Genomic DNA, 13,955 nt, shown 5'->3' with positions numbered 1-13,955 from the left:
GATACCTATTCGTTATTATTGCGGTGGCAACTTATCCAAAATTTGGGATTGGAAAATTGCTGACCAATCCCTTGCTACTAACATGCGATAAAACTCTGAGCCTGGCTCAAGCACGCTGAATAACTGGACCTTGTCGTAGGGATAATATTGCCCTGTCGCCTGATAATGTTGCAGTTGCACTAACCCCAATGCGCCCGCTAAAAAATGCCCACCACCGAGTACACTGAGTTGTTGCTCCTGACGGAGTCGTAAAATCTCGGCGGACGTATTTACAGAGCTCACCAACACGTCTCGCCCAGGGTTGAGCCCTTTTTCCTTCAATGCTTTAATTACCCCCATCGCCATTCTGTCACTTGCGGTCCAAATCAGTTTTAAATCGGGATAACGGGTCAGCAGCGTCAATGCTTGCCCATAGGCAATATCCTCACTCCATTGGCCATAAACCGTTTGTGTGACTGTCACATTGGGTTGCATAAAGAAATAATCGTTGGCGCCCTGAGTCCGCAGAACAGATGCGGGCGTGGACTTATCGCCCGAGATCAATAAAACCTTAGCTTTTTTAACGTCTAACCCCGTTAACAAAGCTTTAGCGGTCTCGGCTCCGATAGCATAGTTATCGGGCATAATGGCGGGCAATAAATAGGTCTGCCAGTGGGGATCTTGCAATAGCATTTCCCGTTCGGCCACGGAAATATCATTCAAAATAAGCTGCACATAAATGGGATGGTGATAAAGCATCTGCAACATTTTTAATGCTGATTGCTTCTCATTAACCAAAATAACCTGATTAGGAAGGGACTGTTGCGATTTTAATAAAGAGTCTAACTGGCTAATCATTTTAAAATGATTGCGATCTGAATGGATAATTTGCAAATTAATGTCGAGTTTTGCTGATGCCACCCACATTAATTTGTCGACATCACCCCAAAAGCTATCGGCCTCGGCACCGGGATTGAAAAACGCCACATCTAGTTTGGCCCATGCCGGCATAGCAGAAAACAATATGCCAATAAATAAACAGGTTAAGCACCATAGACGCAAAGGCGAGTACTCCTCGGCCATGTTTCCCCACATGTGATCCGTCACCAGAGGTCACTTTCTTATTATCGATTCACAACCGTGTTACCGCATAAAGATTTATGCCCGATACAGGCAATCAATCATTCGATTAAACCACAAAAACTTACAAAGTGTACGTTATTAATAACGAATGATGATTTTCTCTATTGTTTACTTCTAGGATTGAAACACATTTATTTTAATATGAATAAGATAAGGAGAAATATGCTCCAAGGGCAATTTAGCCCATAAGACTGAAATAAATCCTTAATTCGTCGCTAAACCCTCACATAACCGCACCCACCGAGCAACTCAGCCCAAGATTGCCTTACGCTTACACTCTGTTAGTATATGTATAAATTCACAGTGATTGAGCGCTAACGACTTGCAGCAATTGGATCTTGTTCCGATCACCGACCTCAAAGGCGTCGCCAAAAGGGTGGCGGAAAAACTCGCAAAGCTCGGCATCACAACAGTACAAGATCTGCTGTTTCACTTACCCCTGCGCTACGAAGACCGCACTCAAATTTATCCTATTGCCGCCTTAATGCCGGGAAATTACGGCACCATTGAAGCCGAAATCCAGTCGACACAAATCATTCAAGGCCGCAAACGCATGCTGGTGTGCAATGTGCGCGATAATACCGGCAGCATGAGTCTGCGCTTCTTTAACTTTTCGATGGCGCAACGCAATGCGATGCAAAATGGCTTAATGATCCGCGCCTATGGCGAAATTCGTCGGGGCAATCATCAGGCCGAAATCGTCCATCCCGAGTACAAAATTGTCTATCCCGGTGAAGATATTCATTTAAGCGATACCCTCACGCCGATTTATCCCACCACGGAGGGACTCAAACAGGCGAGTTGGATCAAACTTACCGAGCAAGCCCTCGAATTATTAGAAGACGGCGGTTTGACCGAGTTATTACCCGCCAATTTGCAGCCCAATAGCATGAGCTTGAAACAAGCACTGCAAACCCTGCATCGCCCTCACGCAGGAATATCGCAATTTGACTTAGAGCTAGGCCAACATCCGGCGCAGCAACGGCTGGTGCAGGAAGAGCTGCTCGCCCATAACCTCAGCATGCTCCGACTCAGGCAACGCAGCAATCTCGACGCCGCCGTGACCATGCACGCCAGCGGCCAGCTATTGAATCCCTTTCTCGCCTCATTGCCCTTCAAACCGACAGGTGCACAGCAAAGGGTCGTCGCCGAGATAGGTAAAGATTTAGCGCAGCCGCACCCCATGATGCGCTTAGTTCAAGGTGATGTAGGTTCGGGTAAAACCTTGGTCGCCGCCCTCGCCGCATTGCAGGCCATCGAAAGTGGTTACCAAGTGGCTATGATGGCGCCCACCGAATTACTCGCCGAGCAGCATGCGACTAACTTTGCCGCGTGGTTTGAACCCCTCGGGTTAAAAGTGGGATGGCTTGCGGGCAAGCTTAAAGGCAAGGCACGGGCGCAATCCTTAGCCGATATTGAATCGGGCGCGGCGCAAATAGTGATAGGCACCCATGCCATCTTCCAGCAGCAGGTAACCTTCAATAAGTTGGCTTTAATCATTATCGATGAGCAGCACAGGTTCGGGGTTCACCAACGGATGGGGCTCAGGGAAAAAGGCATTAACCAAGGCTTTCATCCCCACCAGTTGATTATGACGGCGACCCCCATTCCGCGCACTTTGGCCATGACGGCCTACGCCGATTTGGACACCTCGATTATCGATGAGTTGCCGCCCGGCCGCACGCCCGTGACCACAGTCGCCATTCCCGATTCGCGTCGCAATGAAGTGCTCGAGCGCGTCCGCAACAGCGTAGTCACGGATAAACGCCAAGCCTATTGGGTCTGCACCTTGATTGAAGAATCCGAAGTCCTCGAGTGCCAAGCGGCGGAAGATACCGCCGAAGAGTTGCGCCAAGCACTGCCGGAACTGAGCATAGGTTTAGTCCATGGTCGGATGAAAAGCGCCGAAAAACAAAAAATTATGGCCGACTTCAAGGCGGGAACTATCCATTTATTGGTGGCAACCACAGTGATTGAAGTCGGCGTCGACGTCCCCAACTCCAGCTTGATGATTATCGAAAACCCCGAGCGACTGGGTCTTGCACAGTTACACCAGCTGCGGGGCCGCGTAGGGCGCGGTGCCGTGGCAAGCCATTGTGTGTTACTCTACAAGGCGCCATTGAGCCAAACCGCGAGCCAGCGCTTAAATGTGCTCAGGCAAAGTAATGATGGTTTTGTGATTGCACAGAAAGACTTAGAGATCCGTGGGCCGGGCGAAGTGCTGGGCACTAAGCAAACGGGACTGGCCGAGCTGAAAATCGCCGACCTTGTCCGCGATCAGGCGCTTATCCCACATATCCAAAAACTGGCGAGCCATGTGATGTCACAGGCGCCAGAGTCGGTCGATGCCATTATTCATCGTTGGCTTGGACACAGGCAGCAATACGTTCAGGCCTAAACCTTAAGCTAACCCCTTCAAGGTAAAATAAATTCAGCCTGTTCAGCTCACGGCTATGGACAAGCGCGTGGAAACTTGCACAATGAACCTGCCACCGACAACTCGTTGGCACTTGCACTTTAAATGTTAGCTGCATGTATTCACCCCGTTACCTTGACACTTAAGCGAAGGATGTAAAATGCAAGTTAATCAAGATGATAGAATTACACCTCAAGAAACCTCCTCAAGCAGTAATCGCTTTGCTTTGATTGCGATTGTGCTCGTCATCCTGCTCTCTGCGGGAGGTTATTATTACTACACCAAAGATGACTCACCCAAGCTCATCCCCAATGCGCCGATAGTGCTGCCTGAGCCGCCTTCATCTGAACCTATGACGCTCGAAACAGGCACTGAGCCTGAAACCGCGCCGGTGGAAAATGAAACTCCAGCGGCGACCACGACGGAAACCGAAACCGTTGTCACGCCAACCGAGCCTGCGATTCCTGAAGAAGTCGTCCCCAGCCTGCCTGAGAGCGATGCCTTTGTGCATCAAAAAGCGCTGGCGATCATCAATAACAACGTGGTCGGCTCCTCCTTAGTGAACCAAGATTTGGCCCGTCAGTTTGTGGTGTTCGTGGACAACTTGGCCCAAGGCGATCTCGCCCGCAAAGTTAGCCCAGTCAAAGGCCCAGAAAAGCTGTTCACTGTGTCTGAAATCACGAGCAAAGTGTATTTAAATCCAGAGAGTTACCACAGATATGACGCCTATGCGACTGTGATTGCCAGCATGGATGAGCAAACCTTAATGCACACCTACAAACAGCTCACGCCGCTGTTTGACGAGGCCTTTGCCGAGTTGGGTTACAGCAACGCCAAGTTCAATGACAGAATGCTGCAAGCCATTAAGATCATGCTTGCCGCTCCTATCATCGAAGAGCCTATCGAGCTGAGTTCAATCAGCGTGAACTACCGCTTTGTGGATCCTAATTTAGAGGCCTTGCCGAGCGCGCAAAAGCTGATGATCCGCATGGGTCCTGAAAACACCCGTAAAGTCAAAGTGGCGCTGCGTAAATTGGAAAACCAACTCGCCCAGTAATGCACCAAGCTTGTCTAAAAAGGCGCCTAGTGCGCCTTTTTTTACATCCACACTTTCAGCTCCATTTCAGCATATAAACCCAGCTTGCTAGCCGTTCAACTCTGGTTCAGTAAGACAGTTTATAGTGCTCTTCCCCCAACGGTTCTACTGCAACTTATGTTGCTTAACAGTGATAAATCGAATCTTGATTGCATTTTGTTAACCATCATGATGCAAATGGCTTCATTAAAACTAAGGACTTAGTGTAGAATAAGCCGCACATTCATCGGGGAATTGGCGCGATTTATCCAACGCGTAGACAAGCTATAGGCCTATCAATTCATTAATATTTTTCGCTTAGTTAGGGATAACTAAGACAGCTTTAAATAGTGTCGAGGCAAAGTAGTGCAACTCAGATTCAGCATCCATTCTTGGGGCGCATGGGCGCCAAAGTATCCACAGCGTGATGACTGGCAAACTTGGTGCAAGCACTCGGCCGACACAAGCAAAGATGACCTTGAGGGGATTTCCCCTACACTTTCGCAAGTTCCCGCCATGCTGCGCAGACGTTTTAGCCGTTTAACCAAGATGATGCTAGATGTCAGCTTCCAATGTGAGGCCGCGCCTAACTGTCGCTCGATATTTGCTTCTCGCCACGGCGAGCTGCACCGCACCATCGGCCTGCTCGAAGATATTATTGAAAAACAACCGCTTTCCCCCTTAGGTTTTAGTCAGTCGGTACATAACACTGGCAGCGGTATTTTTGGTATTTTAACCAACAATACCGCCCCTTCGACCTCGATTGCCGCGGGCACAGAAACCCTTTCCCAAGCCATGGTGGAAGCGTTCGCCCAGCTGCACCAATCGCCCGAGCCACTGTTGTTGGTGTTTGGCGACGATCCCGTCCCGCCAGTCTATGATGAATTTACTCAAGAGTTTGAGTTGCCCTTAGCCCTAGGATTAACCCTAGCGCCTGCAGATGAGAGTGCGACCGTCACCCTCACCCTAAGCCAACTGACAGCAGAGCAGCAACGAAACGCCACGCCGCTATCCTATGGCAAGTTGATCCACGCACTGGCGACCTCACAGGATATTGCCGGCTGCTTATCGCATTGGCACTGGAGCCTAACGCATGCCTAATCCAGTACCACACAATGCCGAATTTAATGTCGCTTATACGCTGCCTGAAAAACGCCGTGCGGGAATTAACTATATTCCCCGTTGGCTTGGCGGCGTCAGTTGCTACATCGCCTTTGGCCTCGGTGGACTGTTAAGCTCGTTAACCATCTTGCCTCTGCTGCGTTTTTGGCCGGGCACGCCCGAAGCGCGGATTATCCGCGTGCAAAAGGCCGTGCACACTATGTTTAAAGGCTTTGTGGCCATGTTGACTTGGGCAGGAGTGATCCGAGTCAGTACCCATAATGCCGAACTGCTGCGAGATGCCAAGGGCGTCATAGTGATTGCCAATCATCCGAGTCTGGTCGATGTGGTGGTATTAATCAGCTTGATGCCCAATGCGGGCTGTATCGTTAAACAGGGGCTGTGGCGCAATCCCTTCTTACGCGGGGTCGTCTCCTGCGCGGGATACATTCCCAATCGCGGCGCCGAGCTGATGCTCGAAGATTGTCGCGAAGTGCTCGCCCGCGGCACGAATCTGATTATCTTTCCCGAAGGCACGCGCACTGTATTTGGTGCAAGCATTAACGAGTTTGCCCGCGGTGCCGCCAATATTGCGATTCGCACCCAAGCCGATATTTTACCTGTGGTTTTGCGCACCAATGTGCGTGGTTTGACAAAGGAACAACCTTGGTATGAGATCCCAAGGCAAACCATGGGAATGGCCGTCGAAATCGGCAACACAATTTCTCACCAAGGCTACCAAGCTCCATTGGGTGAGCATGCGAAAATGGCTCGGCAATTAACCCGAGACCTTGAACAATACTATCAACAACAACTCGAAAATAATTATGACTTTACATAACGAAATTAAACAGTTGATCATCGACTGCCTCGACTTAGAAGACGTCAGTATTGATGATATCGACACAGATGCACCGCTCTTTGGTGAAGGACTCGGACTCGACTCGATCGACGCGCTCGAGCTGGGTTTAGCCATCAAGAAAAAATTTGATGTGAAAATCGAAGCCAACTCGGATAGCACTAAGGCGCATTTTTACAGTGTGGCCAGTCTAGCTAACTTCATCGAATCACAACGTCCGTAGGAGAGGAAGATGCAAAACCGCGAACAAATCCTCGCTATGTTGACCACGATTTTGGTGGATGAGTTTGAAATCGATGCCGATGCGATTACGCCAGAGGCGAATCTCTATCAAGAGCTAGATCTGGACAGCATAGATGCCGTCGACTTAGTGATTAAGCTGCAGCAACTCACGGGCAAGAAAATTCAGCCCGACGAGTTTAAATCTGTCCGCACAGTCAACGATGTGGTTAACGCCATTGAAGGCCTAGTTAAAGACTAATGCGTGTCCTGCTACAAGTACTAACCGCACTCGCGCTGATTGCTTATCCAGTCGCCGTGTATTTAGGACTGAATTATCTGCCAGCAGGCACCATAGCCCTAGTGCTATGCCTCTTGTTGGTAGTGCGTTTAATGCTGCAAAAGCAAAAGGTTAAAACCTTAGTTTTGCCTTTGCTTGTGGGGATTGCGCTCACCGCGGGCAGTTTTGTCGCCAAACGCAGCGACTGGCTTTTGTATTACCCCGTGGTGATAAACCTCACCATGTTAGCCCTGTTTAGCTACTCGCTATACCAAGGCCCAAGCATGATTGAACGGCTCGCACGGCTCAAAGAGCCCGATTTGCCGGATGAAGCCATAGGTTATCTTAAAAAAGTCACCCTGCTTTGGTGTGGCTTATTTATCCTAAACGGCACTGTGGCGGCCTATACCGCCGCGTTTACTAGCCTAGCAACTTGGACCTTGTATAACGGTTTGATTGCATACGTACTCATGGGACTGCTCCTCGGTGGGGAATGGTTATATCGCAGCTTTTGGTTGAAGAAGACATGACACAACTACTCAAAAACTGGTTAACCCAAGGGCCATTCGCCCAACAACTGATCAGCTTTAATCACCATGACATAGTCACAGGTGCCCTGTTTACCAATCAGGTTGCGCATTTTTACGAGCAGCTGTGCCAAGCGCCTGAACAAAAATGGTTATTGGCGAGTGATACTAGCGATCTGTTTGCCGTGGGTCTGTGTGCCGCACTGTTGGCGGGCAAGGAAATTATTCTGCCGCCCAACACCCAAACCGGCACCCTGAGTGAGCTGACCCATCAGTTTGAAGGCATACTGTCAGACAAGCCGCTGTGCGAGAGCCACGCCTTTATCCTGCTGAATAAAGAGCTGAGTCTACCCACCAAACCTTGGCCAGAGAGCGACACCTTTGGTGAACTGGTGCTCTTTACCTCGGGCAGCAGTGGCGAGCCCAAGGCGATTCGCAAGAGCTTAAGGCAGCTCGATGCCGAAGTGACTGTGCTCGAGCACACCTTTGCCGAGCATTTGCCCCATTGCAGTGTGGTATCGACCGTTTCCCATCAGCATATCTACGGCTTGTTGTTTAAAATCCTCTGGCCCTTAGCCGCCAGTCGCCCTTTTTTAAGCGAGCAAATCGAATATCCTGAGACCTTAAGCTACTACACCGCCTTGTTACCAAACCTGTGCCTGATCAGTAGCCCAGCGCAATTATCCCGTTTGCCTAAGGCGCTAGAACACGAACGCCAACTGCGCTCACCCAGCTTAGTCTTCAGCTCCGGCGGGCCCTTAAGTTTCACCGCCGCCCAAGGGGTTGCCCAGTGCTACGGCCATTTACCTATCGAGATATTCGGCAGCACCGAAACCGGCGGTATCGCCTATCGTCGTCAACACGAGGCCGACGAACCTTGGCAAGTGTTTGAACAAATTACCATAGACCAAGACGCTGACGATGGTGCCCTGCTGCTGAAGTCGCCCTATTTGGCCGACGATCAATGGTTACGTTGCGAAGATAAAATCGAGCCGACGGCCAATGGCCAATTCAGGCTCAAGGGAAGACTCGACCGTATTGTTAAGATTGAAGAAAAACGTCTTTCGTTGGCGCAAATGGAGACCTTGCTCTGTAGCCACGCCTATGTCGAGCAGGCCGCCTTGGTCGTATTGCCCCAGTTTAAATCCCAGTTAGGGGCGGTGATCACCCTGTCGCCATTAGGCCGAAGCGTGCACCAAGAGCAGGGAAAACTCAGTATCAACAACGCGTTAAAAGCGCATCTACTGACTCAGTTCGAGCGCGTGACTTTACCGCGCCGCTGGCGTTACCCCGAAACCCTACCGTTAAACACTCAGGGCAAGCGCGTCGTCGCCCAGCTAGTTGAGTTATTTGACCATGATTAAGTCGAGTTTACCGCCGATCCTCGCATCAGAGATCGGCCCAGAAAGTATTGAACTGCGCCTCTTTGTCGCCGCCGATCTCGAATATTTTAACGGCCATTTTCCCGAGCAAGCCGTGCTCCCCGGCGTAACCCAACTCGATTGGGCCGTGCGCTTAGGTTGCAAGCATTTTGGTTACAACGCTGCGGTCGCTAATTTAGAAGTGCTAAAGTTTCAACAGCTTATTCTGCCAGGGCAGGAAGTCACCTTAGCCATTAGCCATAATGCCGCCAAAGAGAAGTTAACCTTTGCCTACAGCTATGGCGACCACCGCTATGCCTCAGGGCGTATCAGCTTTGCTAGTCAGCAAGATGATGGAGCAGCCCTGTGAGCGACGGAATGAGCGACACAATGCTAGTCCCGCCGAGTGATTTAATGGGCACGGCGCCAATCAAGCTGGCGCTGGTGATCCCCAATTACAATCATAGCGCCGCGATCGCCCAGACCTTGCTCGAGCTCGCCGCCCTCAATCTGCCCTGCTATTTGATTGACGATGGCAGCAACGATGAGACCCGCTATCTGCTGCAAACCTTAGCGGAGCAACACGACTGGGTGACCCTGCTGCAACATCCCTACAACCGTGGCAAGGGCGCGGCTGTGATGACGGGGCTTCGCCGTGCCTATCGCGATGGCTTTACCCATGTGTTACAGGTCGATGCCGATGGCCAGCATAATTTAAACGATATTCCCGCCATGCTCGCCAAGGCGCAGGCCAAGCCAGATGCACTGATTTCGGGCAAGCCCGAGTACGACGAGTCCGTCCCCAAGGGACGACTCTATGGCCGTTACCTCACCCACTTTTGGGTATGGGTCGAAACCTTAAGCTTTGATATTCAAGATTCGATGTGCGGATTTAGGGTGTATCCCTTAGCCGCCACCGAGCGTCTCTTAAGCCAGCACGCCCTCACGGAGCGGATGGATTTTGATATCGAAATCCTAGTCAAACTCTACTGGCAAGGGGTGGAAATTCTGTTTCACCCCACTAAGGTCATTTATCCCGAAAACGGCGTCAGCCACTTTCAAGGTGTGGCCGACAATGTGCGCATCACTAAGCTGCACACCCGATTATTTTTCGGCATGTTAAAGCGCCTGCCACAACTGCTGCGCCGTAAACAGAAGGCGCAATCGCCCCAGTCCGATAAAGCCTCAACCCATTGGTCAGGGATGAAGGAGCGCGGCAGTTATTGGGGCATAAAACTGTTGGTCGAAAGCTACCGTTTCGGCGGCCATTGGTTGTGCCGTGCCATTATGTATCCGGTGATTTGCTATTTCTTCCTGACGGGCAAAGTCAGCCGCGAGGCCTCGTTGGATTTTCTGCGCCGCGTGCAACGTCTCGAGCCACAACATCCACAATTGAATCGCCCCATTGGCTGGCGCGATAGCCTGAACCACTTTCTCGCCTTCGGTAATGCGGCGCTCGATAGAATCGATGCCTGGTGCGATCGCATTCAATTAAGCCAAGTGGATTTTCCCGACCGCCAAGTGCTGGCAAATCAGCTAGAAAGCGGCAAAGGTGCCGTGCTGCTGGTCTCCCACTTGGGTAATCTCGAACTGTGCCGCGCGATTTCAATCCACCAGCGCAAGGTCAAAGTGAATGTCATGGTGTTAACCAGCCATGCCGAAAACTTTAATAATGTACTCAAGCAATTAAACCCCGATAGCACGCTGAATTTGATCCAAGTGACCGAGCTTAATCCCGCCACCTCTATGCTGCTACAGCAAAAGATTGAAGACGGTGAGCTAGTGGTGATTGCTGGCGATAGAACCTCATCCCACTCCCAAGGACGCGTGGTATATGCGCCATTTATGGGTGATGAGGCAGCCTTCCCGCAGGGACCATTTATTCTGGCCGGCCTCTTGGATTGCCCAGTGTATCTGATGTTTTGCCTGCGCGAACAAGGGCGATATCGCGTGTATTTGGAGCACTTTAGCAATAGCCTCAAGGGCCCGCGGGCAGGGCGAATGGAAAGGCTACAACAGGCGGTGCATAACTACAGTGAACGCCTCGAACACTACGCAAGGCGTGAACCCTTGCAGTGGTTTAACTTTTTTGATTTTTGGCGGGACGATAGCAAGGTAAACCGCGCGACATCCGCCCCACAAACGACAGCAGCACTCCCGGAGCAGGAGCGCACTACAGACAGGACAGAGCATTTATGAGCCACGCAGTTACTCACACGACAACCGCTGAGCAGCCAATCGAATTTGGCCGTCAGTTACTCACATTAGAGCAAGTCGTCGCCGTTGCTAAGGGTGCTAAAGTTAAACTCTGTGATGATGCCGATTACCAAGCTTATATCCAAAAGGGCGCCCGCTTTATCGACAGCCTGCTACACGAAGAAGGTGTGGTCTACGGCGTCACCACCGGCTATGGCGACTCTTGCACTGTCAACGTGAGTCTCGACTTAGTCCATGAGCTGCCACTGCACTTATCCCGCTTCCATGGCTGTGGCCTCGGCGAAGTCTTGAGCGTGATGCAGGCGCGCGCCGTGATGGCTTGCCGTTTAAACTCCCTCGCCATTGGCAAATCCGGCGTAACCTATGAGCTCTTAAAGCGCATCGAAACCCTACTTAATCTCAATATAGCGCCTGTGATCCCAGAGGAAGGTTCGGTCGGTGCCAGCGGTGACTTAACGCCATTGTCTTACTTGGCCGCCGTGCTAGTTGGCGAGCGCGAAGTGATTTATAACGGCGAGCGCAGAGCCACCCAAGAGGTTTACCGCGAGCTGAACATCACGCCCCATGTGCTGCGCCCCAAGGAAGGTTTAGCCCTGATGAATGGCACGGCAGTGATGACGGCATTAGCCTGTTTAGCCTTTGATCGCGCACAGTATTTAGCGCGTTTAGCCAGCCGCATTACCGCCATGGCGTCGTTAACCCTCAAAGGTAACTCGAACCATTTCGACGATATTCTGTTTGCCGCCAAACCCCATCCGGGACAAAACCAAATCGCGACTTGGATACGGGAAGATTTGAACCACCATGTTCACCCCCGCAATTCAGATCGTCTGCAGGACAGATATTCCATCCGCTGCGCGCCGCACATCATTGGCGTATTGCAGGATGCACTGCCCTTTATGCGCCAATTTATCGAAACCGAAATCAACAGCGCCAACGATAACCCCATAGTCGATGGTGAAGGCGAGCATATTCTCCACGGTGGGCATTTCTACGGTGGGCACATTGCCTTTGCGATGGATTCCTTAAAAAACACTGTGGCCAACATCGCCGATCTTATCGACCGCCAAATGGCACTAGTGATGGACCCTAAGTTTAACAACGGTTTACCCGCTAATCTCTCGGGTTCGACTGGCGCGCGCCGCGCCATCAACCACGGCTTTAAGGCGGTGCAGATTGGCGTATCGGCTTGGACGGCTGAAGCACTGAAACACACTATGCCCGCGAGCGTTTTCTCTCGCTCAACCGAATGCCATAACCAAGATAAAGTCAGCATGGGTACTATCGCCGCCCGTGACTGTATGCGCGTGTTGCAGCTGACAGAACAAGTCGCCGCTGCTGCCCTGCTCGCCATGACCCAAGGCATTGGTCTGCGCATCACACAGAACGAGTTAGACGAAGCCTCGCTGACGCCATCGCTAGCAACCACGCTCGCCCAAGTGCGCGCTGACTTTGAGCCATTAGTCGAAGACAGACCGCTCGAAGCCGTATTGCGCCAAACCGTTGCGAAAATCCAAGCGGGCGAATGGGAAGTGTGCCGATGAAATCCTTGCTCAGCATAGAAATGGACATGCAGATCCCCTTCCACGATGTGGATTCGATGGGGATCACTTGGCATGGTAATTACCTACGTTATTTCGAGATTGCCCGCTGCAAATTGCTCGACGAGTTAGGCTACAACTATCGCCAAATGCAGGCGTCGAACTACGCTTGGCCAATTATTGATTTGCAGATCAAATACGTAAAGGCCAGCACCTTCGAGCAACACATTACCGTGCGCGCCGAGTTGGTCGAGTGGGAAAATCGTTTAAAAATCAATTATCAAATCCGTGATACGGCAAGCGGCGAGCGCATTACTAAGGGCTATACCATTCAGGCGGCAGTGGATATGACGAGCCAAGAAATGTGCTTTGTGACGCCAGAGATATTCCGCAGCAAAATCGCTCCGTTACTTGCAAAGGCGGATAGCGAATGATTGCCCTCTTTACAAATTGGCCACGAGCTAAGTGGTCGCAAGGGTTCTGCCAAAGCCTACTATTAAGCTGCACATTGCTGTTTGGCTCGGTACAGGCGCAGAGCCTCGCCGATTCTAACCTCACTGGGGCGAGCCAGTATCAAACGCTATTCGCCCAAGGCGCAGATAACGCCGCATTACTCGCCCTCAGCCAGAAGCTCAATCTTGGCGAGACGGTGCGCGGCCACTTTGTGCAATCACGCCAGCTTAAAGTGCTGAAAAAGCCCCTAGTGAGCCAAGGCCAGTTTGTGTTCGACAAGGCACAAGGACTGATCTGGCAACAACTTAGCCCCTTCGAATCTTTGCTGATTTTAAAGGGCAAGCAACTGATCCAAAAAGATAGCCAAGGGCGAGTGCAAATCAGCCAAGCCGATGCTTCGGCAAGCGCAGCAGCCATGGGGGATTTATTACCGAGTCTAGTGAATGCCATGCTGGGCGGTGATATTTCGGGCTTAAGTGCAAACTTCGAACTGCACTTTTTAGCCCAAGAACCCTTAGCGCAAGGCAAGCCAAACTGGCAGTTGGGATTAACCCCAAAAGATCCGCTGATGAAGAAGGCCATCGCCCATATGGTGCTCGAAGGCAGCGATACGCTACACGCCTTAGTGCTACTTAGCGCCAATCCGAGTGTGAGTCCGCAGGATATCACCCGTATCGATTTTAGCGAGCTGCGCCAAGGTCCACTGAGTGAGGCTGAGTTAGCCCAATATGCCATCAGCCAGACAACGCCTAAAGACACTGGTCCGAGAGAGTAAGGCAGAATC

Annotated in this window: 14 protein-coding genes; 13 read left to right on the top strand and 1 reads right to left on the bottom strand. The window is 51.2% G+C overall.

Annotated features, from left to right (window positions below):
- Window positions 1-15: 15 nt before the first annotated feature.
- Window positions 16-1,041, bottom strand: a complete 1,026-nt coding sequence (locus tag B5P39_RS18740; protein ID WP_258405878.1) for an ABC transporter substrate-binding protein — start codon at window positions 1,039-1,041, stop codon at window positions 16-18.
- Between the two features lie 403 nt (window positions 1,042-1,444).
- Here B5P39_RS18740 and recG point away from each other — a divergent pair, with 403 nt between their 5' ends.
- The 13 genes from recG (at window position 1,445) to B5P39_RS18675 (ending at window position 13,946) form a co-directional block, all read left to right on the top strand.
- Window positions 1,445-3,520, top strand: coding sequence for an ATP-dependent DNA helicase RecG (gene recG / locus B5P39_RS18735; RefSeq protein WP_088212611.1), 2,076 nt, complete (start codon window positions 1,445-1,447; stop codon window positions 3,518-3,520).
- Window positions 3,521-3,698: 178 nt separating this feature from the next.
- Window positions 3,699-4,595 carry a DUF3014 domain-containing protein gene (locus B5P39_RS18730; protein ID WP_088212610.1) on the top strand — a complete coding sequence of 299 codons (897 nt, stop codon included), beginning with the start codon at window positions 3,699-3,701 and terminating at the stop codon, window positions 4,593-4,595.
- Window positions 4,596-4,979: 384 nt separating this feature from the next.
- Window positions 4,980-5,714: a beta-ketoacyl synthase chain length factor gene (locus B5P39_RS18725; RefSeq protein WP_088212609.1), complete on the top strand. Its 735-nt coding sequence runs from the start codon at window positions 4,980-4,982 to the stop codon at window positions 5,712-5,714.
- Complete coding sequence (locus B5P39_RS18720) at window positions 5,707-6,555, top strand: lysophospholipid acyltransferase family protein (RefSeq protein WP_088212608.1); 849 nt, start codon at window positions 5,707-5,709, stop codon at window positions 6,553-6,555. The genes B5P39_RS18725 and B5P39_RS18720 overlap by 8 nt, the downstream gene beginning before the upstream one ends.
- Window positions 6,542-6,796 (top strand): phosphopantetheine-binding protein, encoded by a 255-nt coding sequence (locus B5P39_RS18715; protein WP_011621156.1) that lies wholly within the window; start codon window positions 6,542-6,544, stop codon window positions 6,794-6,796. Before B5P39_RS18720 ends, B5P39_RS18715 begins: the two co-directional genes overlap by 14 nt.
- 9 nt (window positions 6,797-6,805) lie before the next feature.
- Complete coding sequence (locus B5P39_RS18710) at window positions 6,806-7,054, top strand: acyl carrier protein (protein ID WP_011621155.1); 249 nt, start codon at window positions 6,806-6,808, stop codon at window positions 7,052-7,054.
- Complete coding sequence (locus B5P39_RS18705; RefSeq protein ID WP_011627439.1) at window positions 7,054-7,602, top strand: hypothetical protein; 549 nt, start codon at window positions 7,054-7,056, stop codon at window positions 7,600-7,602. Before B5P39_RS18710 ends, B5P39_RS18705 begins: the two co-directional genes overlap by 1 nt.
- Entirely contained in the window at window positions 7,599-8,963 is a 1,365-nt protein-coding gene (locus B5P39_RS18700) for an AMP-binding protein (protein ID WP_088212607.1), read from the top strand. The genes B5P39_RS18705 and B5P39_RS18700 overlap by 4 nt, the downstream gene beginning before the upstream one ends.
- The gene (locus tag B5P39_RS18695) at window positions 8,956-9,330 is read left to right on the top strand and encodes an ApeI family dehydratase (RefSeq protein ID WP_088212606.1); all 375 of its coding nucleotides are present in this window, start codon (window positions 8,956-8,958) and stop codon (window positions 9,328-9,330) included. The genes B5P39_RS18700 and B5P39_RS18695 overlap by 8 nt, the downstream gene beginning before the upstream one ends.
- 20 nt (window positions 9,331-9,350) lie before the next feature.
- The gene (locus tag B5P39_RS18690; RefSeq protein ID WP_176400009.1) at window positions 9,351-11,159 is read left to right on the top strand and encodes a glycosyltransferase family 2 protein; all 1,809 of its coding nucleotides are present in this window, start codon (window positions 9,351-9,353) and stop codon (window positions 11,157-11,159) included.
- Window positions 11,156-12,721, top strand: coding sequence for an HAL/PAL/TAL family ammonia-lyase (locus B5P39_RS18685; RefSeq protein WP_088212605.1), 1,566 nt, complete (start codon window positions 11,156-11,158; stop codon window positions 12,719-12,721). Before B5P39_RS18690 ends, B5P39_RS18685 begins: the two co-directional genes overlap by 4 nt.
- Window positions 12,718-13,152, top strand: coding sequence for an acyl-CoA thioesterase (locus B5P39_RS18680; protein WP_088212604.1), 435 nt, complete (start codon window positions 12,718-12,720; stop codon window positions 13,150-13,152). The genes B5P39_RS18685 and B5P39_RS18680 overlap by 4 nt, the downstream gene beginning before the upstream one ends.
- Window positions 13,149-13,946: a LolA family protein gene (locus B5P39_RS18675; RefSeq protein ID WP_088212603.1), complete on the top strand. Its 798-nt coding sequence runs from the start codon at window positions 13,149-13,151 to the stop codon at window positions 13,944-13,946. The genes B5P39_RS18680 and B5P39_RS18675 overlap by 4 nt, the downstream gene beginning before the upstream one ends.
- The last annotated feature ends 9 nt before the right edge of the window (window positions 13,947-13,955 follow it).

Origin of the sequence: Shewanella sp. Shew256 (genome assembly GCF_002196695.1) — a bacterium.
In the GTDB taxonomy this organism is placed as follows: Bacteria; Pseudomonadota; Gammaproteobacteria; order Enterobacterales; family Shewanellaceae; genus Shewanella; species Shewanella mangrovisoli.
The sequence above is the reverse complement of the archived record's forward strand: the minus strand, read 5'-3'. Positions and strand labels throughout refer to the sequence as shown.

What these genes read in the sequence shown, in the direction of transcription:
- B5P39_RS18715 (WP_011621156.1), top strand. Translation starts at nt 6,542, where the DNA reads ATGACTTTACATAACGAAATTAAACAGTTGATCATCGACTGCCTCGAC.
- B5P39_RS18680 (WP_088212604.1), top strand. Translation starts at nt 12,718, where the DNA reads ATGAAATCCTTGCTCAGCATAGAAATGGACATGCAGATCCCCTTCCAC.
- B5P39_RS18705 (WP_011627439.1), top strand. Translation starts at nt 7,054, where the DNA reads ATGCGTGTCCTGCTACAAGTACTAACCGCACTCGCGCTGATTGCTTAT.
- B5P39_RS18690 (WP_176400009.1), top strand. Translation starts at nt 9,351, where the DNA reads ATGCTAGTCCCGCCGAGTGATTTAATGGGCACGGCGCCAATCAAGCTG.
- B5P39_RS18685 (WP_088212605.1), top strand. Translation starts at nt 11,156, where the DNA reads ATGAGCCACGCAGTTACTCACACGACAACCGCTGAGCAGCCAATCGAA.
- B5P39_RS18730 (WP_088212610.1), top strand. Translation starts at nt 3,699, where the DNA reads ATGCAAGTTAATCAAGATGATAGAATTACACCTCAAGAAACCTCCTCA.
- B5P39_RS18675 (WP_088212603.1), top strand. Translation starts at nt 13,149, where the DNA reads ATGATTGCCCTCTTTACAAATTGGCCACGAGCTAAGTGGTCGCAAGGG.
- B5P39_RS18720 (WP_088212608.1), top strand. Translation starts at nt 5,707, where the DNA reads ATGCCTAATCCAGTACCACACAATGCCGAATTTAATGTCGCTTATACG.
- B5P39_RS18695 (WP_088212606.1), top strand. Translation starts at nt 8,956, where the DNA reads ATGATTAAGTCGAGTTTACCGCCGATCCTCGCATCAGAGATCGGCCCA.
- B5P39_RS18700 (WP_088212607.1), top strand. Translation starts at nt 7,599, where the DNA reads ATGACACAACTACTCAAAAACTGGTTAACCCAAGGGCCATTCGCCCAA.
- B5P39_RS18710 (WP_011621155.1), top strand. Translation starts at nt 6,806, where the DNA reads ATGCAAAACCGCGAACAAATCCTCGCTATGTTGACCACGATTTTGGTG.